Origin of the sequence: Flavobacterium sp. AG291 (assembly GCF_003350375.1) — a bacterium.
Taxonomy (GTDB): domain Bacteria; phylum Bacteroidota; class Bacteroidia; order Flavobacteriales; family Flavobacteriaceae; genus Flavobacterium; species Flavobacterium suzhouense.
Window position 1 is genome coordinate 136,912 of record NZ_QQAR01000005.1, and the last position, 26,553, is coordinate 163,464.

Annotated in this window: 29 protein-coding genes; 15 read left to right on the forward strand and 14 right to left on the reverse strand. The window is 40.7% G+C overall.

From position 1 onward, the window contains the following. Positions 1-3 precede the first annotated feature (3 nt). The 4 genes from DEU42_RS07495 to DEU42_RS17595 all read left to right on the forward strand — a co-directional run bounded on the left by DEU42_RS07495 (position 4) and on the right by DEU42_RS17595 (position 3,052). The gene (locus DEU42_RS07495) at positions 4-459 is read left to right on the forward strand and encodes a hypothetical protein (RefSeq protein ID WP_114757672.1); all 456 of its coding nucleotides are present in this window, start codon (positions 4-6) and stop codon (positions 457-459) included. Between the two features lie 794 nt (positions 460-1,253). Continuing rightward, the gene (locus DEU42_RS07500; RefSeq protein ID WP_114757673.1) at positions 1,254-1,556 is read left to right on the forward strand and encodes a hypothetical protein; all 303 of its coding nucleotides are present in this window, start codon (positions 1,254-1,256) and stop codon (positions 1,554-1,556) included. 11 nt (positions 1,557-1,567) lie between these two features. Further along, positions 1,568-2,830: a hypothetical protein gene (locus tag DEU42_RS07505; RefSeq protein WP_114757674.1), complete on the forward strand. Its 1,263-nt coding sequence runs from the start codon at positions 1,568-1,570 to the stop codon at positions 2,828-2,830. An 84-nt stretch (positions 2,831-2,914) separates the two neighbouring features. Further along, positions 2,915-3,052: a hypothetical protein gene (locus DEU42_RS17595; RefSeq protein WP_233506640.1), complete on the forward strand. Its 138-nt coding sequence runs from the start codon at positions 2,915-2,917 to the stop codon at positions 3,050-3,052. A gap of 388 nt (positions 3,053-3,440) precedes the next feature. Here the strand turns inward: DEU42_RS17595 and DEU42_RS07510 are convergent, their stop codons facing one another. Both DEU42_RS07510 and DEU42_RS07515 read right to left on the reverse strand, forming a co-directional pair. Next, a complete protein-coding gene (locus DEU42_RS07510; protein ID WP_114757675.1) occupies positions 3,441-3,947 on the reverse strand; it encodes a hypothetical protein in 507 nt (168 codons plus the stop codon). 2 nt (positions 3,948-3,949) lie between these two features. After that, positions 3,950-4,618 carry a DUF3800 domain-containing protein gene (locus DEU42_RS07515; protein ID WP_114757676.1) on the reverse strand — a complete coding sequence of 223 codons (669 nt, stop codon included), beginning with the start codon at positions 4,616-4,618 and terminating at the stop codon, positions 3,950-3,952. A gap of 782 nt (positions 4,619-5,400) precedes the next feature. Here DEU42_RS07515 and DEU42_RS07520 point away from each other — a divergent pair. From DEU42_RS07520 to DEU42_RS07530, 3 genes are all read left to right on the forward strand, one after another. Next, complete coding sequence (locus DEU42_RS07520; protein ID WP_114757677.1) at positions 5,401-5,940, forward strand: hypothetical protein; 540 nt, start codon at positions 5,401-5,403, stop codon at positions 5,938-5,940. Beyond that, positions 5,924-7,249 carry a phage terminase large subunit gene (locus DEU42_RS07525; protein ID WP_114757678.1) on the forward strand — a complete coding sequence of 442 codons (1,326 nt, stop codon included), beginning with the start codon at positions 5,924-5,926 and terminating at the stop codon, positions 7,247-7,249. The genes DEU42_RS07520 and DEU42_RS07525 overlap by 17 nt, the downstream gene beginning before the upstream one ends. A 236-nt stretch (positions 7,250-7,485) precedes the next feature. Further along, positions 7,486-8,025 carry a hypothetical protein gene (locus DEU42_RS07530; protein ID WP_114757679.1) on the forward strand — a complete coding sequence of 180 codons (540 nt, stop codon included), beginning with the start codon at positions 7,486-7,488 and terminating at the stop codon, positions 8,023-8,025. Positions 8,026-8,251: 226 nt separating this feature from the next. On the opposite strand, the gene DEU42_RS07535 is transcribed toward DEU42_RS07530, so the two are convergent. The 4 genes from DEU42_RS07535 to DEU42_RS07550 form a co-directional block, all read right to left on the reverse strand. Further along, positions 8,252-8,845, reverse strand: a complete 594-nt coding sequence (locus tag DEU42_RS07535; protein ID WP_114757680.1) for a nucleosidase — start codon at positions 8,843-8,845, stop codon at positions 8,252-8,254. A gap of 261 nt (positions 8,846-9,106) precedes the next feature. Next, positions 9,107-9,532, reverse strand: a complete 426-nt coding sequence (locus DEU42_RS07540) for a hypothetical protein (RefSeq protein ID WP_114757681.1) — start codon at positions 9,530-9,532, stop codon at positions 9,107-9,109. 460 nt (positions 9,533-9,992) lie between these two features. Continuing rightward, on the reverse strand, positions 9,993-10,406 hold the full coding sequence (locus DEU42_RS07545; RefSeq protein WP_114757682.1) for a hypothetical protein: 414 nt from the start codon (positions 10,404-10,406) through the stop codon (positions 9,993-9,995). A 135-nt stretch (positions 10,407-10,541) separates the two neighbouring features. Continuing rightward, positions 10,542-11,624: a hypothetical protein gene (locus DEU42_RS07550; RefSeq protein ID WP_114757683.1), complete on the reverse strand. Its 1,083-nt coding sequence runs from the start codon at positions 11,622-11,624 to the stop codon at positions 10,542-10,544. Between the two features lie 243 nt (positions 11,625-11,867). Here DEU42_RS07550 and DEU42_RS07555 point away from each other — a divergent pair, with 243 nt between their 5' ends. Beyond that, the gene (locus DEU42_RS07555; protein ID WP_114757684.1) at positions 11,868-12,443 is read left to right on the forward strand and encodes a hypothetical protein; all 576 of its coding nucleotides are present in this window, start codon (positions 11,868-11,870) and stop codon (positions 12,441-12,443) included. Between the two features lie 38 nt (positions 12,444-12,481). On the opposite strand, the gene DEU42_RS07560 is transcribed toward DEU42_RS07555, so the two are convergent. After that, positions 12,482-13,750, reverse strand: coding sequence for a hypothetical protein (locus DEU42_RS07560; RefSeq protein ID WP_114757685.1), 1,269 nt, complete (start codon positions 13,748-13,750; stop codon positions 12,482-12,484). A 97-nt stretch (positions 13,751-13,847) separates the two neighbouring features. Here DEU42_RS07560 and DEU42_RS07565 point away from each other — a divergent pair, with 97 nt between their 5' ends. Beyond that, positions 13,848-14,108 carry a hypothetical protein gene (locus DEU42_RS07565; RefSeq protein WP_114757686.1) on the forward strand — a complete coding sequence of 87 codons (261 nt, stop codon included), beginning with the start codon at positions 13,848-13,850 and terminating at the stop codon, positions 14,106-14,108. Then, positions 14,095-14,340, forward strand: a complete 246-nt coding sequence (locus DEU42_RS07570; protein WP_114757687.1) for a hypothetical protein — start codon at positions 14,095-14,097, stop codon at positions 14,338-14,340. Before DEU42_RS07565 ends, DEU42_RS07570 begins: the two co-directional genes overlap by 14 nt. A 76-nt stretch (positions 14,341-14,416) precedes the next feature. On the opposite strand, the gene DEU42_RS07575 is transcribed toward DEU42_RS07570, so the two are convergent. Beyond that, positions 14,417-15,520: a transglutaminase-like domain-containing protein gene (locus DEU42_RS07575; RefSeq protein ID WP_114757688.1), complete on the reverse strand. Its 1,104-nt coding sequence runs from the start codon at positions 15,518-15,520 to the stop codon at positions 14,417-14,419. 96 nt (positions 15,521-15,616) lie between these two features. Between DEU42_RS07575 and DEU42_RS07580 the strand changes: the two genes are divergently transcribed. After that, positions 15,617-16,060, forward strand: coding sequence for a M15 family metallopeptidase (locus DEU42_RS07580; RefSeq protein ID WP_114757689.1), 444 nt, complete (start codon positions 15,617-15,619; stop codon positions 16,058-16,060). Positions 16,061-16,080: 20 nt separating this feature from the next. Here DEU42_RS07580 and recO read toward each other — a convergent pair whose 3' ends face one another. After that, entirely contained in the window at positions 16,081-16,794 is a 714-nt protein-coding gene (recO, locus tag DEU42_RS07585) for a DNA repair protein RecO (RefSeq protein ID WP_114757690.1), read from the reverse strand. Positions 16,795-16,818: 24 nt separating this feature from the next. Further along, on the reverse strand, positions 16,819-19,122 hold the full coding sequence (locus tag DEU42_RS07590; protein WP_114757691.1) for a T9SS type A sorting domain-containing protein: 2,304 nt from the start codon (positions 19,120-19,122) through the stop codon (positions 16,819-16,821). A gap of 126 nt (positions 19,123-19,248) precedes the next feature. On the opposite strand from DEU42_RS07590, the gene DEU42_RS07595 reads away from it, so the two are divergent. Continuing rightward, complete coding sequence (locus tag DEU42_RS07595; protein ID WP_114757692.1) at positions 19,249-19,845, forward strand: DUF6705 family protein; 597 nt, start codon at positions 19,249-19,251, stop codon at positions 19,843-19,845. A gap of 53 nt (positions 19,846-19,898) precedes the next feature. Here the strand turns inward: DEU42_RS07595 and gdhA are convergent, their stop codons facing one another. Both gdhA and DEU42_RS07605 read right to left on the reverse strand, forming a co-directional pair. Further along, positions 19,899-21,239 (reverse strand): NADP-specific glutamate dehydrogenase, encoded by a 1,341-nt coding sequence (gdhA, locus tag DEU42_RS07600; RefSeq protein ID WP_114757693.1) that lies wholly within the window; start codon positions 21,237-21,239, stop codon positions 19,899-19,901. Positions 21,240-21,531: 292 nt separating this feature from the next. Beyond that, positions 21,532-22,677: a cystathionine gamma-synthase gene (locus DEU42_RS07605; protein ID WP_114757694.1), complete on the reverse strand. Its 1,146-nt coding sequence runs from the start codon at positions 22,675-22,677 to the stop codon at positions 21,532-21,534. A gap of 103 nt (positions 22,678-22,780) precedes the next feature. Between DEU42_RS07605 and DEU42_RS07610 the strand changes: the two genes are divergently transcribed. Then, positions 22,781-23,587, forward strand: a complete 807-nt coding sequence (locus tag DEU42_RS07610) for a DUF3298 and DUF4163 domain-containing protein (protein ID WP_114757695.1) — start codon at positions 22,781-22,783, stop codon at positions 23,585-23,587. A gap of 164 nt (positions 23,588-23,751) precedes the next feature. Here DEU42_RS07610 and DEU42_RS07615 read toward each other — a convergent pair whose 3' ends face one another. Both DEU42_RS07615 and DEU42_RS07620 read right to left on the reverse strand, forming a co-directional pair. Continuing rightward, positions 23,752-24,522, reverse strand: a complete 771-nt coding sequence (locus DEU42_RS07615; RefSeq protein WP_114757696.1) for a Bax inhibitor-1/YccA family protein — start codon at positions 24,520-24,522, stop codon at positions 23,752-23,754. A 135-nt stretch (positions 24,523-24,657) separates the two neighbouring features. Continuing rightward, on the reverse strand, positions 24,658-25,113 hold the full coding sequence (locus DEU42_RS07620; RefSeq protein WP_114757697.1) for a DinB family protein: 456 nt from the start codon (positions 25,111-25,113) through the stop codon (positions 24,658-24,660). Positions 25,114-25,200: 87 nt separating this feature from the next. On the opposite strand from DEU42_RS07620, the gene DEU42_RS07625 reads away from it, so the two are divergent. Further along, positions 25,201-25,551, forward strand: coding sequence for an arsenate reductase family protein (locus DEU42_RS07625; RefSeq protein ID WP_114757698.1), 351 nt, complete (start codon positions 25,201-25,203; stop codon positions 25,549-25,551). Then, positions 25,551-26,450 carry a DMT family transporter gene (locus DEU42_RS07630; RefSeq protein ID WP_114757699.1) on the forward strand — a complete coding sequence of 300 codons (900 nt, stop codon included), beginning with the start codon at positions 25,551-25,553 and terminating at the stop codon, positions 26,448-26,450. The genes DEU42_RS07625 and DEU42_RS07630 overlap by 1 nt, the downstream gene beginning before the upstream one ends. Positions 26,451-26,553: the final 103 nt, after the last annotated feature.

Sequence of the window (26,553 nt, forward strand, 5' to 3'; positions counted from 1 at the left end):
TGTATGCGCCACGCCGGGAAGCTCGCAACCATAGAAGATGCCATGAACAGTACCGCGCCCACCCTTGGCACCCTGCACCGCGAGAAAAGCCGTGACTTTACCATAGGGCTCGTAATGGGGTGGCTGGTATACCTTAACGAACTGCTCGCCCTGCGAAAGCCCATGAGCGAAGACCAGATAGAACTGTGCGCTACCGAGATAACCGATACGTACTACACCCTTAAGATGAGCGACCTGACCTATTTGTTCAGACGTATTATTTCGGGACAATATGGCGAGTTTTATGAGAGTCTGACCATATCCAAGGTGCTTACGTTCTTCAGGGAATATTTTGACGAACGCTGCCGCCTCGCCGCACAACAATCGATGCGCCAACATGCCGACTTTTCGAGCCAGGACACATTTAACTATTCGCAGAACCTCCGCAGGATATGGAATGGAGACTCAAAAGGTTATTGAGTTATCGGGTTTGGGGTTCAGGGTTGCCACGATTGCTGACAGAACGCAGATACCGCAGATCTTGGCGGATAATCGCGGATTTCAGCACGATTGAGCCATTCCGAGTGAAGCTAACGGCATTAAACTACGTGGCGTAAAGCAAATCGGAACTTGAGGCGTGAAGAAGCATCCGCTGTTTGAGGCGAAGCCGAGTTCGGATGGTTTAGTCGAAAGGTTCGATTTGTAGCCTAAGGAGTTCAGCCGTGCCTTTTTGCTTCTTTTGTGGCAAGACAAAAGAAAAAGCTCTTTGACATACTGTAAAAAATTCAATATTCCCCCACGGGAAAACTAAACACTCCAGGATTATGAGAAATTATACCGCTGAGATGCACAAAGCATTTACAGAGCGCCGCTGAGAAATTCAGTCTTTTAGCACACTGAGAAATTCTGCCATTGGCAGAATAAGCTCCGGGCGCTCACTTAACTAAATAAACTTTGTGCATCTCTGAGTTTTCTCAGTGTGTCTCTGTGTTACAGCCAACTGAAACCCTTTTAGGGTTATTGCGTTTCGGGTTTCTGGTTAAGGGTTGCCACGATTGAGCCTATCCGAGTGAAGCTTCGAATAACCGAATCAACAAATAACCAAAACTAAACCCCTCACGGGTTTTCCATACACCGCTTTTGCGGCCATTCATCCGATTTTACACTACCGTAATCTGATTCTATAGGTTAATCTGCTAAAAATAAATAGCTTTACATCTAATTATCAGGATACCAAACCAATATTTCGATATAAATCTAAAATCCAACTAACCATGGCATTACTAACAAGAACACAAATAAAAACGGTGGTTTTAAAGAGCCTTAAAACCATTGCCGACCTGCCCGAAGACCCTGAGGCAGCTACTTTTGCCGCTTTTGATAATTTTCAGAAGCACGTTTTCCTTTCCACACTCAAAGGTCAGATAAACGCCCTGCCCTACTACATGAACGACGGCAGCACCAGCTATCTCGCCTATTATAACATTAACCTTACACCCGACTCTACCGACGAATGGCCTACCGTAGCCGACTGTATTGACTGGATAATTGAAAACCAGAGAGTTGTTTACCTTTAATACCATCCAACATGAAATACCTTTTTTACCTGCTCCTTGCCTTAAGCATACCCTTGCCGGCACTGGCACAAACCGATATTGTTACACCCACTAAAATTGCCCTTATCAAAAACACCGTGGGCGAAGCATCAATGTCTATCGATATTCAGCTGGATATAGCTAAAAACGAAAGCATCGACTTTGACCACTGGATAAACCACCCCGAAGACAAGCCTAAGGTTTCGCTTCAGTATGGCGACCAGAAATCAGACTGTCCGCTGCGCGTAAGGCCCGAAGCTTCGGCAAAGAATTCGATAGGGTTTATCGTAAGCGGATTTACCGAGTCGACCCTCGAACGCTTTTTAAACCGTGACCACGACAACCAGATAAAACTGCTGGTAGAAAATGATGTACGGGTAAATCTGCTGCATACACCCGACACTATGGCAACATCGCATCTTCTGGTCATTAAAGCCGATGTGCTCAACAAAATGATAAACGACCAGCTTACCATTACCGCCGACGACCGTAGCGGTTTCCTGACCTCTCTGAACAACTTTTACTACTACCAGAACAAGGTCGATTTTGGGGTGCAGCCCTCGCAGGACACCGTAAAAACAAGCTATATCCTTACGATGAAGCTGCAAAACGCTTACAATCGCAAGAACTTCCTGAAGTGCGACGACTCCAAAAAGGGCACTCCCATATACTGGAGCCTGGACACGCGCCTGAGCACCGAGTTTAAGGATTCGCTAAACTACATTAAGTTCTACCCCGTTAACCTGATGTGGGAGAACTACAGCAAAAAGATTCCGTTCCAACTAAGCATAAAGGCAGGACATGAGTCGAGTCAGGATTTCATCAGCAAAAGAGCCGCACTCGACGCATCGATAACCCTGATTACGCCAAACGCCATAAACCTTACCACAGCCCAGTCCAACCGTTTGCGCCTGAAACCCGTAATCACGGCAGGGATAAAAGGCTATTATGACTATTCCAACAACGTGGAAGCCTTTACATCGGGTCAGCCCCACGTAGACGGGTATTATTATGTACCGGTATTTAACAACTACGCCATCATCTTCGAGGGTACCGCCTTTTACGACATGAGTACTGTGCGCAACCCCGACAAAAAGGTTCAGGGCAACTACTCGGTAACACTGGGTGCCGAGATACCTAAAACAGGCTTTAAGGCCATGTTTAAGTACGTAGACGGTAAAAGCGACATCAACTTTAAAGACGGCTCAGTAATAGCGATAGGACTGCTGATGGATTTCTTCCAGGAGAAGAAGTAAGCTGCGCTGTTTCGGGTTATTGAGTTGCGAGTTTAGGGTTGCCACGGTTGCTTTTATAGGTTTTGTCATTCTGAGCGGAATGCAATGGAGTGGAGGCACGAGGCTTTAGCCGACTGGCGAAGCAAATCTCAGAATACGCTTTGTCATTCTGACGAAGGAAGAATCTATATTAATACCAATAAATACCATTTGAACGCGGATGACGCGGATCTAGGCGGATGAACGCGGATACAGCAATAGTGGTTTCCCCTCCCTTGGAGGGGTGTTACGCCACGGCGAAAGGGGGTGGTTAATCCCTCTTACTGCAACGACAGAATTCACCCCTATGAAAATTGGGTTTAGAAGAATGGTTTGTTTTTATTTGCTTTGAATTAGTGATGCCCAAACCTCCAAAGCTGTCAACTTCAGATATACAAGAAATGTTTAGAATGATAAGACATGTAGATAATTCAACGCTAAATGATTATTAAGCGCTTAATAGTCAATGTTAAAAAGTTACAATAAAAATTTGTAGTTTAAATTAAAAGTGTAATTTTGCACATGAGTTCATTTCTCATTCGAGAAAAGGAAATCGAAAAACGCAAGCCTAGATGCTCTGCGTTTTTTGCTTTTATAATATTCCGTCAATTCTTCTTTTATATTTTTTTAACATTTTATCCCTCTGAGCATCACGACCTCTTAAGTGATAGGCCGTCAATAAAAAGTATATTGTGTTATTATATTTTGGTTCTAAAACAATCACATATTTTTCATCAATATCATAAATATATGTTCTATATCCTTCAGGCTCTTTTACTGTAAAACAAATCACATTATTAACTTTGCGTTGTTCCAAATGATATTTCAGCCAATGTAGTCTCTGTGATCTATGTATATCAAAATCTCTTTGTTTCGTTTGAGGATCAACCACAACTGTAGTTAAGTGTCGAAATAAGGTTTCCATTTCAATCACACCATCTTCAGGTGTAGGTGTAATTTTTTTATTTAAAAAAGTAAAATTTTTATTATCAATAACATCTCTTCCGAATACTCCCTTCAAAGAAACTATTCTTTGCGCATGAGATAAACCTGCAATATCTAATAGTTGATTGTAGTTTTTGAGTAAATTTAATGGCATACTTATCTGAGTTCTATAAAAAACAAATTCATTTTATCTGAATAATTGGTTCTCATTAATTGATCATTACAATGATTTCTAATTTTTTCAATTATTTGTAATTTAGCTTGATTTAGCTTGGCTTCATCATTATGTAAATATGAAATCGCTCCCATCATAAAATCAGCCACTTGAATCATTAGACTTTCATGTGAACGTATATTCTGAACATTTCTAAATACTCCGAACTTAGTATTTAAAATATTTTTCAGTTTGTTCACTTTATATGCACTGAGAGTATCTTTAATATCTAAGTATACATTGTAATTATATAGGCTATTTAGGTTATGATTCAACAAATAATAATACATCTTATAATAGAAATCATCATATGATTGATTGAAAGCATCATTATTGATTTTTTCTTTTTTTATCCCAACTGCTCTAAATTGCAAGTCAGTATTGAAAAAATAATCTACTAATTCTATATAAAATCTCAATTTAGATTTTGAAACTTTCGACCATTTAATTTCAGCGTAAAAATTATGCTTTTTCTTTAACTCTTTTATTTGTTCAGTATGAAACTTCACCTGATTATAAGCGACACTTATTGACCCCAAGAACATATATGGTTTATGGTCATTTTCAATATGACAACTTTCATCACAGTATATATTAAACGTTTTATTCATTTCTATAAAATATCTTTATAAGTCAAATATAGATAATCCTTTAATAATAATCTAAAAGATAAACATTCCCCAATATTTCCTTCACTCCCTAAAAAATGAACCCCGAAGCACCCTCTGCTTCTCCGCATTTAAACCCCGATAGTGCGGATTTGCAATCCGTGCTGTTCAACTTTGCAGATATATAAGATACAACCGACAACAGAAAGACCATTAAAAATCAGATTTAGAATCAGTTATTTGATTTTTTTTATTTCAGATGTTCTGTGCACGGATTACAAATCCGCGCTATCAGCTTGATTCTTGACATGGGGGATACACAATTATAAAGTCTAAAGAAATTCTAATACTAAACCTCCGTATGCTGAAAAATAATCTATTGAAAAATCAATTTTTCCACACTAGTTGTCACAACATATACTACATTTGTGCTACATTTGTGCTATCAATTCAATAAAAAAAACCCATCCTTTTCAGATGGGTCAAAAATAAATTTACTGTCTGTTTGATGCCTTTACTATTAAGTAAATCAACATCAGAATTCCTATGTCCATAGTAATCTCTGTAAGTTAAACATTCAGTGAACTACTCTTAAAACCACAGCTCGAACCTGTGGTTTTATTCATATAAGTAACCTACTTATACTTACAAATTTAGAGCACAACTTTTAAAATCCTTCATTCATAACATATTGATTTTTTAAAAAAAATATTGTAAGCATTAAACGAATGATTTAAGTCAATTTTAACAATTACCTACCCCAATATTTCCCAAACCCCTCCCCAATGAACGAAGCACCCTCTCAAACGAGCGCTTCTCCCCATTTAAAAAAACCTACCCGCAAAGGCGTAAAACCCCAGTACCGCGACGACTACCCCGCACAGGCTCACAAGCTCTGTCTGTTGGGTGTACAGGACAGGGATCTCGCGGCGTATTTTGGCGTATGCCGCAAGACCATCCTGAACTGGAAAAACTCCTACCCCGACTTTGCCGAGGCCATATCCCGTGGCAAAAAGGCTGCCGATATGGAGGTGGCAGCTTCGCTATACCAGGCAACGCTGGACAGGATCATTACGACCAAACAGGCTATTAAATGCAAGGAGATCTATTATGACGATAACGGTAAACGCGTAGAGAAGGAACGCGTGGAGGTCGTGGAAGTGGAAAAACACATTCCGGCCGACTTCCGCAGCCAGCAGTTCTGGCTCAAGAACCGCAACCCCAAGATGTGGAGCGACAAATATTTAGAGGATGACGATGATGCGCCTAAAGCCGTCTCCCTGAACCTGGGCTCCGGCCTCGACCCTTATGAAACTGCTGATTAAGCAGGAACATGCCATTTTTTTCCTGAAGGACAACGTTACCGAAGAAGTGCTGTACGGCGGTGCTGCCGGTGGCGGAAAATCAGCTCTTGGTTGTTTGTGGCTTATGGAAATGTGCCAGAAATACCCCGGAACACGCTGGCTTATGGGGCGCAGCAAACTGAAAACCCTTAAGGAAACCACGCTCAACACCTTCTTTGAGTTGGCTACGATGCTAAAGCTGGGCGGACAGTTTAATTATAAGTCGGCAGAGCACATCATCCACTGGAAAAATGGCAGCCAGATTATCCTGAAAGACCTGTTCCTCTATCCTTCCGACCCAAATTTTGACAGTCTTGGGTCACTCGAAATTACAGGTGCTTTTATTGACGAATGCAACCAGGTAGCTTATGCCGCATGGCAGATCGTCAAGTCCCGAATACGCTACAAGCTCAACGAGTACAACCTCATCCCTAAGATGCTGGGAAGCTGCAACCCCGCCAAGAACTGGACGTACAAGGAGTTCTACAAAACCACCCGCGAAGGTCGGCTTGCCCCTTATCGCCGTTTCATTCAGTCGTTGCCTACGGACAATCCGCACCTGCATCCGAGTTATCTGCAATCACTCTTACGATTGGATAAAAACAGCCGCGAACGCCTCTACTTTGGCAACTGGGAGTATGACGACGATCCTGCGACCCTCATAGACCACGACAGCATTGCCGATTACTTCTCGCCAACTCACCTTTCGCCGGATGGCGTAAAATACATGACCATAGACGTGGCCCGTAAGGGTAAGGACAAAACGGTGTTCCGAATCTGGCATGGTTGGGTGTGCATTAAGCGGGAGGCTATTGCCAAGTCAGGCCTTGATGAAGTTGTGGGTCGTGCACGGATATTACAATCCAAACACGGCATTGCGCTATCCAACATCATTGCCGATGAAGATGGCGTGGGCGGTGGCGTGGTGGACTTCCTGAAGTGCAAGGGCTTCGTGAACAATTCGGCTCCTCTTGAAATGCGGGAGGGTAACACCTTCGTAAAACCCAATTTTGACAACCTCAAGAGCCAGTGTTCCATAAAAATGGCGGAGATGATTACCAACAGGCTGGCAGGAGAAATTTGCGATGACGACCATGTTCGCCAAAGCACCTCTGAAGAAATGGAACAAGTCAAGCTTAAAGACATTGACAAAGACGGCCGCAAGGGCATCATCCCCAAAGACCGCATCAAGGAACTCATAGGCCGTTCCCCCGACGAATGGGACAGCATCATGATGCGGTACTGGTTTGCGTTGAGGAAGGATTACTCAGCCCGTATTCGCATAGGTTGATTTGTGGATTCGGTTATTCGGTTATTTGAAGCTTCACTCAATCGGATAAACGCATTGAATTAATTATCAACAAATGGAACGCGGATTTTCTTTCGTTACTGTCATTCCGACGAAGGAGGAATCTCTTTAAATCCCAACAGATCCGATTGAGATTCTTCGGCTCCATTACATTCCGCTCAGAATGACAAGCGGCGGAGAACAAATAAACAAATCATCGCATAACCAAATAAACATCTATGAAAAACATCACCCTAAAACACTACACCCGCTTGCGGGATACTCTCGAATATGACCTGATACTGGAACACCTGAAACCAAAGAACAACTTTGGCGGAAAGCAGATGAACATCCACACCATGCCTTATGCCAATGTAAAATACTGCATCAGGCTGCTGCCAAAGATTACCGACTGGAATGGCATACGCCAACTCTTTGAGATTTGCTTTGATATTGACGAAAAGACCTTTTGGAAAGCCCCTATAACCGACTTCTTTGCAGCACGTAAGTTTGTTGTGGAAGAGTTTGCGCGCATTATCGCTATCGAAAACAAGCTGCTTGCCACAATGAGCACCGACAGTCACCTGTGGGATATGGCAGGCGCCGATAAGCTCAAGCCGTACAGCGACACGCTTCCGCTATTGCAGTTGGGAAAACAGTTTGGGCAACACCCTTTTGATGTGGGACGAAAACCCTACGGCGAAATATTCAGCCTTTTGGCACAAACCAAAGCCCAGAATGAAGTGGAGAATGAGTATAGGAAATTGGTTTCGGGTTAACGGGTTTCGGGTTCAGAGTTGCTTACTCGTGCTGAATTCAGAAACGCCTGTCATTGCGAGCCTGCCTGCCGGCAAAGGCAGGGAGGAACGACGTGGCAATCTATTCTAATTCCAATAGATTGCCACGCTTCATTTCATTCCGCTCGCAATGACTAACAAGACGAGTAAGCAGTGCTAGTGGGTTGGGGTGAGGCCAAACAAATAACCAAATCCACGAATCAACAAATTACCCTACAGTATTCACCCCAAGAATCTCCCCATAGGCAACCGCTGCTTTATGCACCAGTTCGGTCCAGTCGTCGGCAGCGTTATCATCGGCACCATCGGAGATGTATTTAAGGCACAGGAAAGGAATTTCCTCGGTCATAGCAATCATGGCAAGAGCATAGGCCTCCATATCAACTACAGTATAATCGGCGGCGGTGTGACCCATCTCGAAGTTATCGCCCGTACCGCAAACAGCAGTTTTGAGTCCGGGTAGTTCGAGGCCGTAACTGACAACCGACGGCAGCCCCGAAAATGGCGTTTCATACTTCTGGTAGCCCAGTGCCTGAACATCCATGTCGCGTTGCACGAAACCTGTACAGCACACTACCTCGCCTTTTGCAAAATGCGCACTCCCGGCAGAACCCAGATTAACGATAAGCTTAGGCTTTTTGGCAGCAATGGCTTTGGTAAGCTGATAAGCAGCATTGACTTTTCCGATACCGGTAATAAGCTTTTCGTGTCCGTTAAAGACTTCGGCAGCTTCCGATGCCAGCGCAAAAGTGAAGAGTATATCATCAAAGGCAAAAGCCGTGGTTTCGTTGATAACGATCATGGTAGAATTTTTTGCAAAGATAACTTTTAATGTTTCGGGTTTGGAGTTTGTGGTTTAGAGTTATTTACTCGTGGATAGTTTTCAGTTGCATTCGTAGTTTTCAGTAATGGAAGGGTCTGTCATTGCGAGCCTGCCTGCCGGCAAAGGCAGGGAGGAACGACGTGGTAATCTCTTCTGATCCAAATCAATACTCAATGGAACACGGATCCCGATAGCTATCGGGACGGATTTGGGAAGATGAATACGGATGAATGCGGATTTTTACCGGCTTAAATAAGAGTTTTCCTTAAGCTTTGGGTAAACCTTATCAATATTGTAAAGCATAAGATGAGAAGTACCCTCTACCATAAAAACAGTATTGCTATCAACAGCAAGCACTTTACACTTATGCCCGTTTATGGTGAGTATCTTTTTTTCAGCATCATAGTTCCATAAAAGGGGAGTATTCCTTACTGAGCCATCATCGTTAAAAATGGTATTTTCTTCATCAGAATACATCAGGATACTTTTAAGCACCCCATCAGCATCAAACACATAATAGTCATTAGGCCAGTTATCGGTTTTCTTTTTTAGGGTTTTGCCTTCTAAAACCACCCATTTACTTTTGATAAGCTTTTCTTCCAGATCAGATTGCCTGTTACAGGAAAACAGGGCAAGAGCAAGCAATAAAAACAACAGTTGTTTCATGAGTTTGGGTTAGAAAGTAAAGCTACAAATTTTTCTGGCACTCTCCTTAAATGGAACACAGATGACACAGATTGCACAGATGAACACGGATTTTTCTCAACGCTGCTGTCATTACGAGCGTAGTGCAACGGAGCGTGGTAATCTCTCCTAAACCCAGTCAATATGAATTTAAACGCGGATTGGGCGGATTTTTCAGCAACGGTGGTTTCCCCTCCTTCGGAGGGGTGGCTGAAAGCCGGGGTGGTTATTTAATTCCCATTTTATTAAACAAAACACCCCGCCCAATGGGCACCCCTCTGAAAGAGGGGAAACCTACTCTTACTTTAAAAAAACACAAGCAAACCATGCGAATGCGAGTGAAGCTAGCGGCATTAAACTCTGTGGCGTTAAGCAAATCAAAGCCTAAGGAGTTCAGCCTTGAATTTTTGGTGCTGCCTGTTTCAAGACAAAAGAACAGAGATTACCCTCCCAAACACCTGCCTGGTCCTTTTTTGAGTTTAGGATAGGTCTTATCGATATTGTAAAGCATAAAATTAGTAGTACCGCGCTGCAAACGTATGGTATCGCCTTCAACAGTAAGCACTTTGAACTCTTTTCCGAAAAGAGTCAGTTTTTCGGATGTATATTTCCAGTCATCACGAATTTTTGCCGGCTTTTTACCCATAAATACAACCTCAGACGATATAAGACATTCTTTAACCTTTCCATTGTCATAAAATCTCAGATAGGTCGGGGGCCATTTATCAAACTCATTTATTAGAGATGTTCCCTTGTAAAACACCCACTTGCTATTAATAAGCTGTTCTTCCAAAGCAGATTGCCTGTTACAGGAAAACAGGGCGATAGCAAACAGTAAAAATAGCAGTTGTTTCATGAATTTGGGTTAGAAAGTAAAGCTACAAATTTTTCTCATCTCTATTATTTTAAAGAACGCAGATTGGGCAGATTTGGGCGGATCCCGATAGCTATCGGGACAGATTTACCCAACGTTCTTTGCCTTGGGACAGGATTACTCGATCTCAACAACCTTTTCTCCATCATACAACTGTATCCCATTGTTTGAAGTAAGGAAAATCAATCGGTTATCAGAAGTAAATTCCATTTTCCTGACAGCCATTTGTGCGCCTATGGCATGACTTTCGCGACTGTAAAGCAACGTGGGAGCGAACACTTTTTCCAGCTCGGTTATTTTGCCTTCATTGGGAATAGCTGCACGGAAAATGCCTCTTTGTGTGGGGAAATATAGTTTTTGTTCTTTTATACTGAAAGCCCCGGGACCAATGAAAAGACTACCTTTTTCTTCTTTTTCGTTATAATCCCGTGTATTGAAAATTGAAGTTGCTTTGCCTTTTACTATTTTGAAAATTTCTCCAAAGTTCATAAAATGCTGTAGTCCTGAAGTAACATATACATTCTTTTTGTCATCTTCAAAAACCGATTGTAAATGAAGTGATCCATAGCTTTCAAAAATATCCGGTTCAAGCTCTTTTTCTTTTTTGGCATCAAAAACGTTGAGCATCGTTCCGAATTCACCAAATGTATTTGCCATCCATATCCTGTCATTACTGTCGGTAAAGGCAATTCGGGGTGGCATGAAGCTGTATTTGGCCGGTCTTGTATAATAAAAGAACAAAAACTTCTTAATAGTAGAAACTCTCATCCTACCTGGTGTATCAACAATTTTAAACTTATCCCAGTATTTATCGTTAACCGGATTATAAACTGCATAAGGAACAACTAAAAACATTTTGTTTTGCGAATTGAAGAAGATATTATGCACCTGTAACTTCTTCTTTAACTGCAAATACCAGTTTAATGAAAAATCGTTGTTGAATTTTGCCAGCCTGCCGTCTTTTGTTCCGATATGGATTATGTTATTCCTGTCTCTTCCAATCGCAGAATACATAGTATCCTGAACTTCATGAAGCTTTTTAAGGGAATGAATATCCCAAATCGAAATTTTGCCCTTATCGCTAATCGCATAAAGATGGTTATTATCCATAACCATATCCTTGTAAGAGGTAATAGTATCAGCCTGCGAATAGCCAAAAACAAATAACAATAAAAACAACAACAGGTAGAAATATTTCATAACAATGGGTTAGAAAGTAAATCTACAAATTTTTCTGACACACCCCTAACCCCTCTCGAGAGGGGAACCAGCTTCACTCAAACCTTTAAGAGATTGCCGCGCTCCGTTGCACTGCGCTCGCAATGACAAAGCGGTATGAATATCCCTCCGAGTGAAGCTAGCTCCCCTCTTCCGCCACGGCGGAGGCTTGGGTGAGGTCAAATAAACACATCAACAAATAACCAAATCAACAACAAAGAAAAAATGAAAGACATAGTACGCATCCTCGAAGGCATAGCCCTCGACAATAACCTCGTGTATCATTACGGCAAAAAAGCCGCACTGAATCTGTTAGACGGGTCTACAGAAGCAGACACTACTTACCTGCTGCACGAATTTACCAACCGCAAAAGCGAGTATAATGATATTGCCAACGTTAAAAAGATTGCCTCGACCAAACCGCCAAAGGCCGAAAAGGGAGCGTTGTTTAGTATAGGCGGACAACGTCATAGCGCAGGTGGAACCTTATTTACCGGTGCCGACGGTACCCAGTTTGAAGCCGAACAGGGCGAACTTATTGGTGTAATGAACCGTAATGCGGCACGTCATTTTATGGCTTTTAATAATGCCTTTTCGGGCGGTGGTGCTTCGGCACCCAATTACTTTGCAGGTGGCGGAATCGTATCACGGGAAATAGCCCAGCAAAGCCTTAATACCGATGAACTTGCCCTAAAGATAGCCGAGGCCAACAGGAACCTCCCTCCTCCGGTTGTTGCAGTTCAGGATATTGTTACTGAAGGTAACAGTTATGTAAGGGTTAGGGATTCGGCTAACTTTTAAAAACAAAGCTCCCCGCAATAGCGGGGAGCTCAATTATTTTATTTATCGATAAGGCAGGTCATCAATTTTTGAATTTTATCCTTTTGCTTTACAATAAGGATCTGATCCATTACCATTATTCCTTTTACCGTGCTTTGTTTAAACAGATTCATTTGTTCTTCATCAATTATAAACATAGCATAGTACTCATAACTTTTGGCTTTTTGTACACCTTCCATGATTTTTGCAGCAGGAGCATCGATAGATTTTGTGTTGTCAAACATAATCATTGCAATAGTGCCCGATTGTTTGGTTTGAGAAACCACTTTTAAAGTACAGATATAGGAGTCAGATCCGTCACGACTGATTTTTTTAATAGATATTCCATCTACGGTAGGTGTTACATAATGCATTTCGCCTTCTTTTTTACCCTTTTCGGTTTCAATCTCCGGACAATTTAAACCTCCTGATTTTGCAACTTTAGCGATAGGTTTTGCAGCAGCAGTAGTTGCTTCCATACGGCCAATTAAACATTTAGAATATTCCTGTAATGTAGCTCCATTTTTTACATCACTCACATATTTGTTCAATTTAACCGATACAATTTTACTTTCCTGCAAAAGCTTAAGGTCTGCCGGGGCTATTATCGCAACAACTGCGCTTACCAAAAGATTTCCATAAGGGTTAGCTGATGATTTTAATTCCTCATCTGGCATAGATATAGTTGAACCATTAGCAAAAGTGATCTCTAAACCTCTTCTTACAATACCTGATTGGAATTTTTCACCAGTGGGCTGATTTATCGTAAGAAAGAAAAAGTCTCCCCCGGCCGATTTTGATATAATTGTCTGTATTCCTTCTTCTACAGGTGCTTCATACCATCTGGCAGATGATTCTTTTACTTCCTTTTCATAGATTTTATTACAAAAAAAGTCTTTAGGAAAGTTAAGTCCGCCAATTACTTCAAAAGGAAAACTATGGCTAAATTTTGGATCATAATCAAAATAGAGCTTTCCTGTTTCCGAATTTTCTATGAGCAGTTTGAACTTTGCATTACGACCGGCATCGGTAAATGGTTCGTATGAAAGCACTTTAAATTCTTTATTCACTAAAGCTTTGTAGGCTGTAGATGTTCCTTCTTTTTCGTAAACTTTTTTAAGGCCGGCATCTTTGTAAAAATCCCTGTAACCATATTTTTGCAGCGATTCTTCTTTAGGAAGAACTTTAAGGGTTTTTCCATTAAGAAGTTCAACTTTTTCTCCTGGAAAATTTTGCGCGAATGCGCCCAGACTCAAAAACAGAGCCAGTAACGAAATGATTTTTTTCATGGCGTATAATTATTTGAATGGTTTATAATGAGCCAAATTTATACAAAAAAACGTACTAAAAACACAACTCTTAAAAATATTTCTTTGATGCGGTTATATGCCCTTAAGCCCAAAAACCATTCTCTCGGGATGGAAGAACTACCTCGACAAGAGTGAAGTAACCGAAGACACAGCAAAACAAAGGGCTGTTGTATGTGCCACCTGCTCAAATGCTAAACAGGGTAAGCTGCTTGCTTTTATAAAAGACAGCTTAACCGAAATTAAAGGCGCATACTGTGCCCTATGCCACTGCCCTCTTAGTGCCAAAGTGCGCTCTACTGATATTTGTCCTGATAATAAATGGAATGACCCGATATGAAACCATAGCAAGCCTTGGAGATGATTTGATTAAACTGATGGGAAAAAGTATTATTCCCGTGCATATACTCGACTGGAAAGTATATTATGAAGCTTACCTGAAACAAACGGAACTGCTCCTTAAAGAATACGGAAAACCCAAAAAGACCTGGGCTGCCGGCATGGTCGCCGATGAATTCAGCATTAGCGAACGCACCATGTTTAATGTGATAACGTTTATGGAAGGGAGTTAGGCTTCGCCTGTTTATGGTTTAGGGTTTAGAGTTGCTTACTCTTGCTGAATATTGCGACTGAACACTGAAAACTATCTTAGGGTTTTGCCCAGAAAAGTTCAGGGTTGTTGGTAACATAAAAAACTCGCTTATCACCACTATCGTAGGTCATTTCAGAAACGTGCTGCTGGTTAAGTCCTTCCAGCGGAACAAGTTCTACATAGTCTAAATGCGGATGGCTATGATCGGTTTCGGTATCATAGGTACTTATGGCCGGTGTCTGGATACGGTACAGATTCTTAGCCATATAACCGTCAAGGTAGTCTTCTTTGGTTCGCTTGCTTTTATGGTTCCAGTTGGCTTCTTTATTCAGCTTAAGCGGTTTGCCGGTTATTAGCCTTTCGCGTACCTCTTCTACACTCAGCAGGTTTTTCTTTTCGTCCATCACAAAAGCCTCGAATGTTGGATCCATCCAAAGCCATTTATTCAGTTGTTTACTGTACACCATGTTGATAACATGACAGTCGTCAAACTTAAGTTCTTTTGGCATACAGGTAATATAACGCGACTTGAATCCCATTGCCAGATAGCATTCATTAAGCACAGTCGCCATCATACGGCAATTAACCCCACGGCCCTCGGCTTTGCAAACCCCGATTATTCCCTGTGCATTTTTAACGGCAGGATTGTCGCTGCTGCCATCATGGCGAATGGTATTGTGTACCCATCGCATAAGGTTCTTTATCTGTGAAACCTCATCGCCTTTTCCGGCAATAGAGTCAAGATTGAATTCTTTGCGCAGTTTTTGCAGATTGGCATCGCTTGAGGGTGTATAGGAAAACGCGGGGAATTCCCTTTTATCCTGAAGGTTATAGGTCGCTCCCCTTTGAAGAGTTTCAATATAAGTAGGCTCATATTGCACACGGGTTAGTGCTTTTTTGCCATTCAGGTCAATATAAAAGTCGTAGGGTTTGCCTTCAACAGGATTTACGGTAATCTCATCCTTATCGGTATAAAAAGTAACCGTTTTAGCATTGGTAGCATATACATCAGGCGAAACATCCGGGGTAATCTTCCAGGCTTTCTTTTTAAGTTTACCATCCACTTTGATGTTTACCATTTCGTTCGTTGCGGTAATGGTTTTCATTTCCTGCGCAAAAGAAAGCACGGGAATAAGCAGTAGTGCAAATAGTTTTTTCATTTTCGATTGATTGATCATACGCGAATATAGGAAAAAACTTAAATAAACAACTACTGCTTTTGATGATTGAATGTGGATTTAGCAACAGTGATCTTTATGGCGGGCAGCAAAAGGCAGATACGCGAGAATACTCCCTTTATGATTCACCTTCCCTGGGGCGGCTCCATGGGCTCAATAGGAAGGTCCAAACCTGGAAAAATAGTAACAAACGCAAAAGAAGGACTATCAGTACATAATTATGGGTTAGCTTTTGATATTGTTATTCTGGTCGACAAAGATAATAATGGTTCCTTTGAAACTGTCTCATGGGATATAAAATCAGATATTGACAAAAACAAAACTGCCGATTGGCAAGAAGTTGTAGATTGCTTTAAAAAATCAGAGTGGACTTGGGGTGGTAATTGGAAATCATTCCCCGATTATCCACATTTTGAAAAAACTTTTGGATTGTCTCCTAAACAATTATTAGCTAAATATAACTCTGGAGATACTTTCGAAGAAATAATAAACGGAAAAATTTATAAATGGGTCAATATTTAAAGAAATAAATATTTCGAAAACTAACTAAATACTTCTTTAAGTACGTCCAGCGATTTAGGCCTCCTAAAGCCATCCAGATGGAAAGAATAATAATCCAGCAATATCTTGAGCAGTTGCTGTCTTTCACTAACATGAAAAGCTTTTATCCCGCTATCAAATTTTAAAGTCATTAATCTTTTAAGCAAATCACTTTCTTCCGCCGAAAGGCAACTTACAGAAGCATAAGGCACATAAATTCCTTCTGTCATTTCAAAAAAGGAATATTCATTATCTGAAGAATCAGGATAGAAGCCAAGAAATTTAGTTACTTCCATAAGTAATATAAGATGAAAATTAGCAACATCGTCATGACCATCCAGCCACAAAAGCGCTGTTTCAAGAAAAGAATATAAACTCTGGTTTTTTTCTTCTTCCTTAATGCAATGATGCAATATTTCAGAGATAAAAATAGCGATAGTAGTTTTTGTAATATCTGTAGAGATGGAATAGTAAGGATGCGCCAGCTTTACTTCCCTAAAATATTCAAGAGAACCTTTGTTTTTATGAGAGGCTTCTATTTCTAATATTGTAAGCGGCCGGAAATAAACTGTTTTCTGGCTGCTTTTTTTTGATGTAAAAGCATCTCGCACATAATAAGACTTAAGCCCTTCAGACTCTGTAAAGCATTTTACTATCAGACTTTTTTCCTGATAACGCAATGCACTAAGTACTATGGCTTTTGTTTTTACTAGCATTTTTAAAGATTAAAAAGAAAACAATTATCTGATAATCATCACTTTCTTTACCTTTGTTTGAGTGCCATCTTCAGAAGAAATAAATATCATATACACGCCCGAAGCGACTTTATATTTACCAAAGGCACGGGTATCCCAAAGTACTGTCCCTCCTTCTGATGTAGTTTCGTAAACAAGATTACCTTCAATGTCGGTAATCTTAACTACCGCATTATCCGTAAGGGCACTAATATTTACATCTCCATCGAAGTCAGGTCGCACAGGATTTGGAAAAACATATACTTTGCTCAAATCATCCGAAGCTTCGGTAGATGTTCCTCTGTAAGATACCATTCCTCTGTCAGTTGCAAAAAATACTTCTCCGGTAACATGATCAATCTCTACGTCATTAATTACGTTGCTTGGCAAAGGTGAATTTTCCTTCGTAAAATGAAACAATGTTTCCTGACCGTCTGGTGAAACCAGAAAAACACCCGCGCCTCCGGTAGCCAACCATTTATTATTTGCCCCATCAACCGTAATATCAGTAATTGGCTGCTCATACATAAGCTCCTGGGCAAGTCCGTCTTCCATGATTATTATAGGATTCGTCGTAAGCTGATCCTGATTCATAAAGCGATCTACACCAGCCAATACTCTCAACCCTTTAGTAGTGCCTATCCACAAACGATTATTATTGTCTATAGCAACACATTTTGCCTCAAAAGAAGGCAAATTACCATTATCTCCTTCGGTTATGATAATTCTTTTATTATTAATACTTTCATTATAAGCGAGTACTCCATTTTTATTGGTAGGTATCCATTTGGTACCGTTCTTATCAATCGCAATTTTACCATAGCTCGTCTTAAGGGGATCTGAAACAGAACCTTCAACACTATAAGATGCCCATGTCCCTCCGGTTTTAAGTTCCTTGATTGGTTTTACAAGCATTGCATTGGTCATCCATAAATTATTGCTTTTATCAAAAGCAAGGCTATTTATCCTTACGCTCTTGTAATTTGAATTTGGATTAGTAGTACTAACCAAAGACTCCGGACCGTTTTGAATAACAGGCTGATAACTATATAGAGCAGTAGCCACATCATTTTCAATTTTTATAAGTCCGTTATGATAGGATGCTACATAAACCAGATTTTCATTCGTAGGACTAATAATAATATCGACAATACATGCAGCATTAAACAACTCATCATTCGGTATGGTATACCATCCTGTATCAGTAAACTTGCTTACCCCCAAATAATCAAGATCGGGAGAATGCGGATTGTATGTAGACGTAAAATCACCATATACCGCCCATAGAGCTGATGGGGCTTTTTTAATTGTAAAAATATTGCTTCGTTGAGGTCCATTTGGCGTAATATTATTGAATACAAAATTTGAAAAGCCCGCCGAGAACATACCATTAGCTACAGTACCTATATACACTTTTCCACCCACAACAGTAGCACAGCTAAAAACTGCATTTTCGGCTTCGGGAAGTGTAATAACATTAATCTGGGCTTCCTGAATCAGCTGTTCATTGTAGGCGTTTACCCGATTAGCGCAGGTAACCACCATATAGCCGTTAGCCTCTCTTAAATCGGTAATGGGTGAAGGAAAAGTTGCAAAAGGAATCGCTTCTCCATTATCAAGTTTTACCAGCATACCCGTTGTATTAGCTCCAAACAAATTACCTCCAAAACTTAATACCCCTGAATAACTCCCCCCTATGTATTCTGACCACTGGCTAAAATCGTTAAGGTTAGGATTTGAAAGCTGTGCAAAACGGATACCCTGTAACGAGGCGGCAAAAATATATCCTGAAAATATGGTCGATTGTAATACCGCCACCTCACTCCCATTTGGTCCCAGATAATAAGTATCCCCAAATTCGAGCGTAGCCAGATTAAATACCGCAATACCAAAATCGGTTGCTATGTATGCCTTCCCATCATATTCATAAATATGATTGATTTTCTTTTTAGAAGGTGTTACCGTATTTTCCTGAATAATATCAATCTTATTGATTATGCTGCCATCGCTGTTTATTACGTTAAGTAAACCGTTGCTGTTACCCACCAGCGTTCGCTTATAAGCTGTGCTGTGCATAATTGCCGTAATGGTCTCCACCTTAAGCCCGTCTACCGAGGTTATTGTTTTTAGCTCTCCGGTAACCGTATTTTTTTCAAACATGGCACTGCTGGCCGCCGAAAACACTTTAGTGTCTGACTGCGAAACATCTACAACATCATTATAAGAAAAAAAGCTGCGCCAGGGCTGGTTTTGTTGACCATAAAAACAAACCGAAAGCAACAGAAAATATAGTGAGAAAAGATTTTTCATTAAAGCAATTATTTGCACAAATATAAGCTAAAACGCCATTATTGTGTTTTTTGTATAAACAGGACTTAAAAACTCTAATAATGACCTATAGAATATTAATTTAAAATTTTATTACCTTAGATTTATATGAAATACCTGTTCTTCATAATTAGTTTTATCTGTTGGAGTTGCAATGCACAGGAACTCCCTATTTTATCTAAAACTTCACTTGCTAATTCCGACGATGCAATGGAACACCCTAAAAACGGAAATTATGCGAAAGATCTTGCAAATTATAGAGATCAATATGTGGGTGTTTGGGAGTACAATCAAAATGGAGTTATATTCCAATTAAAGATCGAGAAATTGGATCAGGCAATCAATAAAATTGAATATAATGGAGAGGTTTCAAATTATAATTACACTGATGTATTAACTTTAAAATATAAGCTTGTTAAAAACGGTGTTGTACTAAATGATAATCTTAATACTAATTTATTTGATCAAATGAATGGATGGGGCATTAAACAAGTTAACAGGGAGCTTTATGGCCGAATACTTGATTACACCCGGAATGTAATGGGTTCATACACCATTAACAAACAATTTGGCAGTTCTAATACAATTATATTTAACCTTATCCTTGGAAATTACACAATACAAAATCCATCTTCATATTATCAGGATGGGCAACCGTTATTCAGTATTCCTACGGGAGGTATTGAAATGACAAAAATAAACTAACGAAAAGCCCCATCTTCACGGATGGGGCTTTCGCTTTTATGTCGTTATGATACTTATACCACTCCCTGAGCCAGCATAGCATCGGCTACTTTTACAAAACCGGCAATGTTAGCACCTTTTACATAGTCAACATAACTGCCTTCTGTTCCGTAGGCAAGACATGCTGTGTGGATAGCCTCCATAATATCTTTAAGCCTTTCGTCTACCTCTTCTCTTGTCCAGCTAAGGCGTAGTGAGTTTTGAGACATTTCAAGACCCGATGTTGCCACACCACCAGCATTTGACGCCTTACCCGGTGCGAACAATATTTTTGCCTCCTGGAACGCGATAACAGCCTCAGGCGTGCTTGGCATATTAGCTCCTTCAGCAACACAAACACAACCGCCTGCCAAAAGCTGTTTAGCCTCTTTGCCGTTAAGCTCGTTTTGTGTAGCGCATGGCAATGCGATATCACATTTTACCTCCCATGGTTTACCGCCATCTACATATTTAGCGTTAGGATATTGCTTTACATACTCGCTTATCCTTCCGTATTTTTCATTTTTAAGCTCCATTACAAAAGCAAGCTTCTCTTCGTTGATACCCTCTGCATCATAGATATAACCTGCCGAGTCTGAGAACGTAACTACTTTACCGCCCAGTTGCATAGCTTTTTCGGCAGCATACTGCGCCACGTTTCCAGAACCTGACACTACTACGGTCTTACCTTCAAAGCTTTGTCCTTTGGTTTTTAGCATACTTTCTGCAAAATACACACAGCCATAACCTGTAGCTTCCGGACGAATAAGCGAACCTCCAAAAGAAATTCCTTTTCCTGTAAGTACTCCTGTAAATTCGTTTCTTATTCTTTTATACTGGCCAAATAAAAAGCCTACTTCACGGCCTCCAACACCTATATCTCCCGCAGGAACGTCGGTATCAGCCCCTATGTGCTTGCAAAGCTCAGTCATGAAGCTCTGGCAAAAACGCATAATCTCATTATCTGATTTTCCTTTAGGATCAAAGTCCGACCCTCCTTTACCACCACCCATTGGCAATGTAGTAAGGCTGTTTTTGAACGTTTGCTCAAAAGCAAGGAATTTAAGGATGCTTAAGTTTACCGAAGGGTGAAAACGAAGTCCTCCTTTGTATGGACCAATAGCCGAATTCATCTGTATCCTGTAACCTCTGTTTACCTGGGTATTACCTTTATCATCCTGCCATGTAACGCGGAACATAACAACCCTCTCGGCCTCTACCATCCTTTCTAAAAGCATCTTGCCCTGATACTTTGGGTTATTGTCGATAAATGGAAGTACGGTCTCTGCTACTTCGTGCACTGCCTGTAAAAACTCCGGCTCATTCAGGTTTCTTTTAGAAACCATATCCATAAAAGACTGTAAGCTACTACTCATATAATGAAGGTTTTAGTGTTTAAGAAAACGTTTTCGTAATTTCGGCAAATATACATTTTTATTCAAACGACCTTTTTTACACCCTGTGTTTTTTTAACACATCGCAAAATGCTTTTGTGATAGTTAAACAGCAACAGCATAACAAAAATGCGGATAACACCCTTGGAAATCTTACAGTGTTACTATGTAAATCTGCAAAAAAATCTCCAAATAAGCGTTATCCGCGTTGATAAATAAATATTAATTATTTAGGTACTGGCTGCTACTGCAAACTGCTACTGAATACTGATTACTAGCTAAATGCCTGCTCAATATCGTTTATCAGGTCATCGGCATCTTCAATACCTACACTAAGGCGAACAAGATCGTCGGTTATGCCTATCTCTTTACGTTTCGGTTCAGGTATTGAAGCGTGCGTCATCAATGCCGGGTGGTTAGCCAAAGACTCAACACCTCCCAATGACTCTGCCAGCGTAAACACCTTCAGGTCTTCCAGGAATTTTATGGCATCTGCCTTAGCTCCGCTTTTAAATGTAAATGATACCATTCCGCCAAACTGACCACTCATTTGCTTTTTAGCAATATCATGATTAGGGTGGTTCTCAAGACCCGGATAGTACACTTTTGCTACTTTAGGATGTTTTGCAAGATATTCGGCAACTTTTTGTCCGTTTTCGCTATGGCGTTGTACCCTCAGGTGAAGCGTTTTTATACCTCTCAGTACCAGATACGAATCCTGCGGACCAAGGGTTGCCCCAGTAGCAAACTGCAGGAAGTGCATTTTGTCGCCCAACTCGGCATCTTTAATAATAAGTGCACCTGCAATAACGTCGCTGTGCCCGCCAAGGTATTTGGTAGCGGAGTGCATTACAATGTCGGCACCCAAATCGATAGGGCGCTGCAAGTATGGCGTTGCAAAAGTATTATCTACGGCAAAAAGTATGTTTTTAGCCTTAGTGATCTTAGCAATAGCAGCAATATCAACCACCTTCATTAATGGGTTTGTAGGTGTTTCAACCCAAACCAGTTTAGTGTTTTCGTTGATAAGCGACTGAAATTTATCAAGGTCATTCATATCCACAAAGTGGAATTTAATACCCATATCCTGATAAATGCGGGTAAACATACGGTATGTACCTCCGTAAAGGTCATCCATCGCTATAACCTCATCGTTTGGTTTAAGCAATTTCATTACACAATCTGTAGCAGCAAGTCCTGAAGAAAAAGCAAGACCGCGTGCTCCATTTTCTATGCTTGCCAGGGCATTCTCTAATGCTGTACGTGTAGGATTGGCACCACGGCTGTACTCATAACCGTTAATCAGTACTCCCGGACTCTTTTGTGCAAAAGTAGAAGTCTGGAAAACAGGCGGCATTACTGCCCCTGTATGCTCTTCATGGTGCTGTCCTCCGTGGATGGCTTTAGTGTTAAATTTCATATAATCGTGTGTTTGTTGTCAATAATTTTGAGCAAATTTACTCTAATTTGTTATTCCTGCCCATTCGCAAACTGTGTTTTGCACAACTATAACACTCTAAGCCATGAAACAAATCACCATTATTGCCCTTGCTTTACTGCTGTTTACAGCCTGTAAAAAAGAAACCGAAAAAACCGAAGAAACTAACATTACAGTTCTCGATTCAGCATCAGCCCCAAAAGATGCTATTGCCTTTGCTCCAAAAAAATACAGTAAAGAATCTAAACTGGGTTGCCGCGACACGCTGTGTACTTATGTGCGCATTACTGTGCCCGAAGCATCAGGCATACAGGTAGTAAGCGACAGTATCAATAACAAGCTGTTTCATGTTGCACGAAGCATTGTTTACTTTGGCGAAAAGCCAACGAAAGCCAAGAGCTATCAGGAACTGATGGATTCTTTTATTGCTTCGTATGAAGAACTCCGGAAAGATTTTTCGGAAAGTTTTCCGTGGGAATCTAAAGTAAAAGCTACTGTAGATTATCAAAGTGACAGCATTATCAATATAAAAGTAAACAGCTATATGTTTACCGGTGGCGCTCATGGTTACGAAGGTAACCGCTCGCTTATATTTAATGCCAAAACAGGCCGCAGCCTTACCTACGACAATATCTTTAAAGACAAAAAAGCTTTTACGGCATTTGCCGAAAAGAAATTCCGTGCCAAGTATAAAATCCCTGCCGGAAAGTCTATCAATATCACAGGACTGATGTTTGAGAATGATAAATTTATCTTACCTCAAAATATCTTCTTTACCAAGGAAGGACTGCAACTGTTTTACAATCCTTATGAAGTAGGTTCTTTTGCCGATGGTGCTAAAGAAATTCTTATTCCATACAGCGAAGCCGATGCATTCTTGAAAATTAAGTAAAGTTGATTTGCCAAATAAGCCTCACCCCCAACCCCTCTCCACACGAGCGATAGCGAACTGGCGTAGCAAAGGAGAGGGGTCGGGGTGAGGCCAAACAAAAAAAGGCTCCCAATGGGAGCCTTTACTTTATAATAGTATAACTTTCAAACATTATAACCAATAGGTTAATCTCTGCTTGATAGTTTAGCGAATAGTCTTAAGAACTCAACATATAACCATACAAGAGTAACCATAAGCCCCATAGCTCCAAACCACTCCATGTATTTTGGCAGACGCTGTTGTGCGCTTTTCTCGATAAGATCAAAATCAAGGAAAAGGTTAAGTGCAGCAATAATAATTACAAACACACTAATACCAATACTCATAAGAGAGTTATTTTGGATTGAGTGGATTGGCATAAAACCAAAGAAACTCATTATCCACGAAATCAGGTAATAGGTAGCAATTGCCAGCGTAGCGGCAATTACAATTGATTTAAACTGCTCAGTTACTTTAACAATACGGAATCTATATAAACCGAAACATACTATAAACGTTACAAAAGTTGCAATTACTGCCTGTATAGCAACGCCTGGGTAAGCCGCATTTATAATAAGCGTAATACCTCCTATGAATAAACCTTCAAATAAAGCATAAGCCGGTGCAAGATAGCGTGATGTAGCCGGCTTAAAGCTTGCTACAAGCACCGATACAAAACCAAGAACAGCACCCGCAATAGCAAGAGGCAGCGGATTAGACCCATTAACCGCCATATACCATACGGTAAATGCACCCGTTAGCAACAACAGTAAAAGGATAAAACTCTTGTTTACCGCTCCGTTTACCGTCATGGTGTTATTGTAATCAACAAGTACATTACCTTCAGCATCATAAATAGTGTCTGCCTTTGCAAATGACTTATTACTTAAAAAAGGATTTTTCGATTTGAATTCCATTGTGTTTTTTGTTTAGTAGTCCAAATATATAAAAAAAATTGTTGTCGGTTGTCAGTTGTTGGTTGCCGGAAAACATCAACCATAATCTGTGCCAGAAAACTATCTGACAACCATCAACCGACAACTAACAACCACTTACACCAGTTTTTTCAGCCTGAGTATCATTCCCAGGTGAATTCCCTCATGGTAGTTGTTAAAAGCTATAGCGTCTTCAATAGTATCAAGGCCAAAACCAAGTTCACTCTTTCTCGCGTTATATGTGGTAAAGATTCCGTTTCGGTAATCTTCCTCCGTTTTTTGTATGGTAGAGAACAGCAGTGCTTTCATTTCATCAACCTCCGCCTGTGTTACATCGCGTTCCGGTTTTGTTCCACGCATGTACATAGCTACAAGCTCGTCGCTAAGTGTAGTAGACAGTCCTGCACCCTTATACACCAGTATTTGCTGTGAAACCATAATATGTCCTATGTGCCACATCAGGTTATTGTTCCATCCGTCAGGAATTTTATTAAGCTGCTCAAGGGTATAATTATCCAGCAGTCGTGCGTAAATCTCTCTGCTGGTGCGTGTAATTTTAAATTCTGCTTCCATTGTAGTTTGTTGTTTATTGGGATACGAATTTATGGAAAGAAATGAGAACGGTGAAAATATACCAACCTGAAATTTTACATTTGCAGTATGAAAGCAATATTTTACCTTAAGACCTGCGACACCTGCAGAAAGATCATAAAATCACTTCCAAACATTGAGGGCTTTACGCTTCGCGAAATAAAAACGGAGCCTATTACTGTAAAAGAACTGGAAGAAATGCATCGCCTTGCCGGCAGTTATGAGGCACTCTTTAGCCGTAAGGCAACGCTTTACAAAGAGCGTGGCATGAAAGACATGACGCTTAACGAAGATGATTACAAAACATACATACTGGAACATTATACTTTTTTGAGTCGCCCTGTTATTATAGATGGCGATAAAATATTTGTAGGCAACAGCAAGGCCGTTGTCGCAGAAGCCATAGCACACCTGAGCTAATGGGCAAACGCAACCTCGCCCTGATAGCTGCTACGGTAGTATCTGTCATTTACGGAGTTACTTTTACCATTGCTAAAGACGTTATGCCTGCCTATGTAAAACCTTTTGGTTTCATTGTGTTGCGCGTTGGCGGTTCGGCAGTGCTGTTTTGGTTATGCTCCCTGTTTGTTGATAAAGAAAAAATAGACCTTAAAGATTTCCCGCGCATTGTTGCTGCGGCCTTCTTTGGTGTGGCCTTTAATATGCTTACATTTTTTGAAGGTTTGAGCCTTACCTCGCCTATTATGGCATCGGTACTGATGGTTACTACCCCAATGATAGTATTGGTCCTCTCGGCAATTATTATGAAAGAAAAGATACTGGGCAAAAAAGCGCTGGGTATTTTTCTTGGACTGGGCGGAACCGTACTGCTAATACTTTACGGAAAGTCTGTTGGCAATGCCGATAATGCCCTTTGGGGTAATTTTTTGGTATTCGTCAACGCTATATCATATGGCTTGTACCTCATTATTGTGAAGAAACTAATGGACAAATACGATCCCTTTGCTTTTGTAAAATGGATATACCTCTTTGGATTCTTTATGGTACTCCCATTTGGTTATCAGCAACTGGCTGAGGTAAACCTTCCGGGATTACCATTTCATATTGGCGTTAAAGTAGCTTTTGTAGTTATTTTTTCTACTTTCCTGACGTATCTGCTCAACCTGCTTTCGATGAAAGAACTAAAGCCCACCACCGTTGCGGTATTTATTTACCTGCAGCCGTTTTTTGCAACAGTATTTGCCATAGGATTGGGTAAAGATGAGCTTAGTATCGTAAAACTGCTTTCGGCTTTACTGATATTTGTGGGAGTGTACCTGGTTACCATGACCGGGAGGAAAGTGAGCAGTGGTCAGTAATCAGTTTTCAGTCTCAGTTTTCATTTAACCACAATGGGCACAATCCCGACAGCTATCGGGAGCACTAAGAACAGAACACTTTGTGAACTTGGTGCCTGCTTTG

Excerpts from the sequence above, each read along its gene's own strand:
- DEU42_RS07625 (WP_114757698.1), top strand. The coding sequence starts at position 25,201 with ATGAAAGCAATATTTTACCTTAAGACCTGCGACACCTGCAGAAAGATC.
- DEU42_RS07560 (WP_114757685.1), bottom strand. The coding sequence starts at position 13,750 with ATGAAAAAAATCATTTCGTTACTGGCTCTGTTTTTGAGTCTGGGCGCA.
- DEU42_RS07595 (WP_114757692.1), top strand. The coding sequence starts at position 19,249 with ATGAAATACCTGTTCTTCATAATTAGTTTTATCTGTTGGAGTTGCAAT.
- DEU42_RS07515 (WP_114757676.1), bottom strand. The coding sequence starts at position 4,618 with ATGAATAAAACGTTTAATATATACTGTGATGAAAGTTGTCATATTGAA.
- DEU42_RS07570 (WP_114757687.1), top strand. The coding sequence starts at position 14,095 with ATGACCCGATATGAAACCATAGCAAGCCTTGGAGATGATTTGATTAAA.
- DEU42_RS07555 (WP_114757684.1), top strand. The coding sequence starts at position 11,868 with ATGAAAGACATAGTACGCATCCTCGAAGGCATAGCCCTCGACAATAAC.
- DEU42_RS07545 (WP_114757682.1), bottom strand. The coding sequence starts at position 10,406 with ATGAAACAACTGCTATTTTTACTGTTTGCTATCGCCCTGTTTTCCTGT.
- DEU42_RS07565 (WP_114757686.1), top strand. The coding sequence starts at position 13,848 with ATGCCCTTAAGCCCAAAAACCATTCTCTCGGGATGGAAGAACTACCTC.
- DEU42_RS07610 (WP_114757695.1), top strand. The coding sequence starts at position 22,781 with ATGAAACAAATCACCATTATTGCCCTTGCTTTACTGCTGTTTACAGCC.
- gdhA (WP_114757693.1), bottom strand. The coding sequence starts at position 21,239 with ATGAGTAGTAGCTTACAGTCTTTTATGGATATGGTTTCTAAAAGAAAC.
- DEU42_RS07575 (WP_114757688.1), bottom strand. The coding sequence starts at position 15,520 with ATGAAAAAACTATTTGCACTACTGCTTATTCCCGTGCTTTCTTTTGCG.
- DEU42_RS07495 (WP_114757672.1), top strand. The coding sequence starts at position 4 with ATGCGCCACGCCGGGAAGCTCGCAACCATAGAAGATGCCATGAACAGT.
- DEU42_RS07500 (WP_114757673.1), top strand. The coding sequence starts at position 1,254 with ATGGCATTACTAACAAGAACACAAATAAAAACGGTGGTTTTAAAGAGC.
- DEU42_RS07510 (WP_114757675.1), bottom strand. The coding sequence starts at position 3,947 with ATGCCATTAAATTTACTCAAAAACTACAATCAACTATTAGATATTGCA.
- DEU42_RS07535 (WP_114757680.1), bottom strand. The coding sequence starts at position 8,845 with ATGATCGTTATCAACGAAACCACGGCTTTTGCCTTTGATGATATACTC.
- DEU42_RS07590 (WP_114757691.1), bottom strand. The coding sequence starts at position 19,122 with ATGAAAAATCTTTTCTCACTATATTTTCTGTTGCTTTCGGTTTGTTTT.
- DEU42_RS07630 (WP_114757699.1), top strand. The coding sequence starts at position 25,551 with ATGGGCAAACGCAACCTCGCCCTGATAGCTGCTACGGTAGTATCTGTC.
- DEU42_RS07580 (WP_114757689.1), top strand. The coding sequence starts at position 15,617 with ATGGCGGGCAGCAAAAGGCAGATACGCGAGAATACTCCCTTTATGATT.
- DEU42_RS07525 (WP_114757678.1), top strand. The coding sequence starts at position 5,924 with ATGAAACTGCTGATTAAGCAGGAACATGCCATTTTTTTCCTGAAGGAC.
- DEU42_RS07520 (WP_114757677.1), top strand. The coding sequence starts at position 5,401 with ATGAACGAAGCACCCTCTCAAACGAGCGCTTCTCCCCATTTAAAAAAA.
- DEU42_RS07505 (WP_114757674.1), top strand. The coding sequence starts at position 1,568 with ATGAAATACCTTTTTTACCTGCTCCTTGCCTTAAGCATACCCTTGCCG.
- DEU42_RS17595 (WP_233506640.1), top strand. The coding sequence starts at position 2,915 with ATGGAGTGGAGGCACGAGGCTTTAGCCGACTGGCGAAGCAAATCTCAG.
- recO (WP_114757690.1), bottom strand. The coding sequence starts at position 16,794 with ATGCTAGTAAAAACAAAAGCCATAGTACTTAGTGCATTGCGTTATCAG.
- DEU42_RS07620 (WP_114757697.1), bottom strand. The coding sequence starts at position 25,113 with ATGGAAGCAGAATTTAAAATTACACGCACCAGCAGAGAGATTTACGCA.
- DEU42_RS07540 (WP_114757681.1), bottom strand. The coding sequence starts at position 9,532 with ATGAAACAACTGTTGTTTTTATTGCTTGCTCTTGCCCTGTTTTCCTGT.
- DEU42_RS07615 (WP_114757696.1), bottom strand. The coding sequence starts at position 24,522 with ATGGAATTCAAATCGAAAAATCCTTTTTTAAGTAATAAGTCATTTGCA.
- DEU42_RS07605 (WP_114757694.1), bottom strand. The coding sequence starts at position 22,677 with ATGAAATTTAACACTAAAGCCATCCACGGAGGACAGCACCATGAAGAG.
- DEU42_RS07550 (WP_114757683.1), bottom strand. The coding sequence starts at position 11,624 with ATGAAATATTTCTACCTGTTGTTGTTTTTATTGTTATTTGTTTTTGGC.
- DEU42_RS07530 (WP_114757679.1), top strand. The coding sequence starts at position 7,486 with ATGAAAAACATCACCCTAAAACACTACACCCGCTTGCGGGATACTCTC.